General features: G+C 44.1%; 3 protein-coding genes. 2 read left to right on the top strand and 1 reads right to left on the bottom strand.

Annotated features, from left to right (window positions below; all coding sequences use genetic code 11):
• A partial coding sequence (locus AB4653_RS18870) for a hypothetical protein (RefSeq protein ID WP_372104988.1) occupies nt 1–242 on the bottom strand: 242 nt, incomplete at its 3' end.
• An 86-nt stretch (nt 243–328) separates the two neighbouring features.
• On the opposite strand from AB4653_RS18870, the gene AB4653_RS18865 reads away from it, so the two are divergent.
• A complete protein-coding gene (locus AB4653_RS18865; RefSeq protein ID WP_102257949.1) occupies nt 329–1,462 on the top strand; it encodes a 4-phosphoerythronate dehydrogenase in 1,134 nt (377 codons plus the stop codon).
• 12 nt (nt 1,463–1,474) lie between these two features.
• A complete protein-coding gene (locus AB4653_RS18860) occupies nt 1,475–2,488 on the top strand; it encodes an aspartate-semialdehyde dehydrogenase (protein ID WP_102249272.1) in 1,014 nt (337 codons plus the stop codon).
• Nucleotides 2,489–2,760 lie beyond the last annotated feature (272 nt).

Raw genomic sequence — 2,760 nt, 5'->3', positions numbered from 1 at the left:
GTTTCCAGAGCTTGATCAGTACTGGCTTTGGTTAGTACTGGTTGAACAGACGCAAGACTCTGTCTCCTGGAGAGCGAGATAGGATCCTTTTGTTCTGGATGTTTGCCCGATTGTTTATTCAATCGGGCATTTTTCGTTTTAGTCTTCTGACTTTTGCTTTTTGATTTTAGGTCTTGGTTCTTATTTCTGTTCTTGTTTGTGCAGACTAGGCGATTCAGCCCTTTATTTATAATGTATTCCAATTGCTACTCGACACCGTGTGTGGAATTTTGCACAATCATTTCAATTCACATTTAGGTCGATAGACCCCAACAAAAGTACTCGCCAAATGAAAATCTTAATCGACGAAAATATGCCTTATGCTGAAGCGCTTTTTAGCCAGCTAGGGGAAGTGACAATGAAGTCTGGTCGCACATTAACGGCTGACGACCTAGTTGACGTAGACGCTTTGATGATTCGCTCTGTCACCAAGGTGAACGAGTCATTGATCAGCAAAGCCAACAAGCTGAAGTTTGTCGGCACAGCGACGGCAGGTATGGATCATGTCGACCAAGAATTGATGAAAGAACGTGGCATTTTCTTTACTGCAGCCCCAGGCTGTAACAAGGTGGGTGTGGCTGAGTACGCGTTCAGCGCGATGATGGTGTTGGCTCAGCAGCAAGGTTTCTCTGTATTCGAAAAAACGGTCGGTATTATCGGCTGTGGCCAAGTGGGTAGCTATTTAGCAAAGTGCCTTGAAGGTATTGGTATTAAAGTTCTGCTGAACGATCCTCTAAAACAGCAAGAGGGTGATACTCGCGAATTTACTGAGCTAGATACTCTGCTTGAGCAGTCAGACGTCATCACTCTGCATACGCCAATCACTAAGACAGGTGAGTTCCCAACGCATCATTTGATCAATGAGCAAGTACTGAACAATTTACGTGCTGATCAAATTCTGATTAATGCGGCTCGTGGCCCAGTTGTTGATAACCAAGCGTTAAAAGCTCGCTTGCAAAAAGCCGATGGTTTCACTGCCGTTCTTGATGTATTTGAGTTTGAACCTGAAGTCGACTTTGAACTTCTTCCGTTGCTCGCTTTTGCAACACCTCACGTAGCGGGCTACGGTTTAGAGGGTAAAGCGCGTGGTACCACCATGATCTTCAACAGTTATTGTGAGTTTTTAGGTACTGAACAGCGTGCTTATGCAAGCGACCTTCTGCCGACAGCGCCAGTGCCTCAAATGAAATTAGATAGAGCTTGGGATGAAGCAACACTGCACAATTTGACTCAGTTGATCTATGATGTGCGCAAAGACGACGCCTTATTCCGTCGCAATATCTCTACGCCGGGTTCTTTTGACAAGATGCGTAAAGAATATTGGGACCGCAGAGAGTACAGTGCAGTCGAGTTAACGGGCGACGAATCTTGTAATTTAACGCCGTTATCTAAACTCGGTTTTATGGTAAAGCCAACTTTATAAAAGAGAGAAACAATGAGCCAAGAATTTAATATTGCTATTTTAGGTGCGACTGGTGCGGTTGGTGAAACCATTCTTGAAGTACTTAAAGAGCGTAAATTCCCTGTCGGTGAAATGCACTTACTAGCAAGTGAACGTAGTGAAGGCAAAACTTCCCGTTTTAACGGCAAAACAATACAAGTACAAAACGTAGAAGACTTCGATTGGTCTCAAGTACATATTGCGTTTTTCTCTGCAGGTAGCGAGCTTTCAGAACGTTGGGCTCCAATCGCCGCTGACGAAGGTGTGGTTGTTATCGATAACACCTCACGTTTCCGTTACGAATACGATGTTCCTCTAGTTGTGCCTGAAGTGAACCCTGAAGCGATTGCTGAGTTCCGTAACCGCAACATCATTGCGAACCCGAACTGTTCTACTATTCAGATGGTAGTAGCACTTAAACCGATTCACGATGAAGTGGGTCTTGAGCGTATTAACGTTTCAACTTACCAATCTGTGTCTGGTGCAGGTAAGCCGGGTATCGATGAGCTAGCAGGTCAAACGGCTAAGCTTCTTAACGGTATGCCAGCTGACAAGTCAGCGTTCTCACAGCAGATCGCGTTCAACTGTATTCCTCAAATTGATGAATTTACAGAGAACGGCTACACACGTGAAGAAATGAAGATGGTTTGGGAAACTCAAAAGATCTTTGCTGATTCATCAATCACGGTTAACCCGACTTGTGTTCGCGTACCAGTATTCTACGGTCACGCAGAGTCTCTACACATTGAAACTCGCGCGCCAATCGGTGCAGAGCAAGTGGTTCAGCTTCTAGAGAACACGGAAGGCGTAGAAGTTTTCCAAGCTCTAGATTTCCCAACTCAGGTTCGTGATGCTGGTGGTAAAGACCACGTAATGGTTGGTCGTATTCGTAACGACATCAGCCATCACAGCGGTGTGAACATGTGGGTTGTCGCTGATAACGTTCGTAAAGGCGCAGCAACAAACGCAGTTCAAATCGCTGAAGTTCTGATTCGCGATTACTTCTAAGCTTCACTGCTTTGATAAACAAGCCTCACTCTTTTAGTGGGGCTTTTTTAATCGATTGAAAATATTGTTAGTCAAATTGTGTGAAATTGCTGCGAATATTGTCGCTGCAACACATTTTTTGTTTTCATCTCTATAGCTTTACGTCGTTTATCCGATATATTTAACAGTTCATCAATTTATTCGAATTTAAGCACCTAGCTGAGCCTTTTATGTTTCAATTTTTCAAGCCGTGGTTAATGCCTTTTGCCATTCTCATGGCGACTCAGATTTCC

Source organism: Vibrio sp. 10N.222.48.A3, assembly GCF_041475345.1.
Taxonomy (GTDB): Bacteria; Pseudomonadota; Gammaproteobacteria; order Enterobacterales; family Vibrionaceae; genus Vibrio; species Vibrio tasmaniensis_A.
Note: the sequence above shows the minus strand (reverse complement) of the source record. Positions and strands in the feature narration are given on the sequence as shown.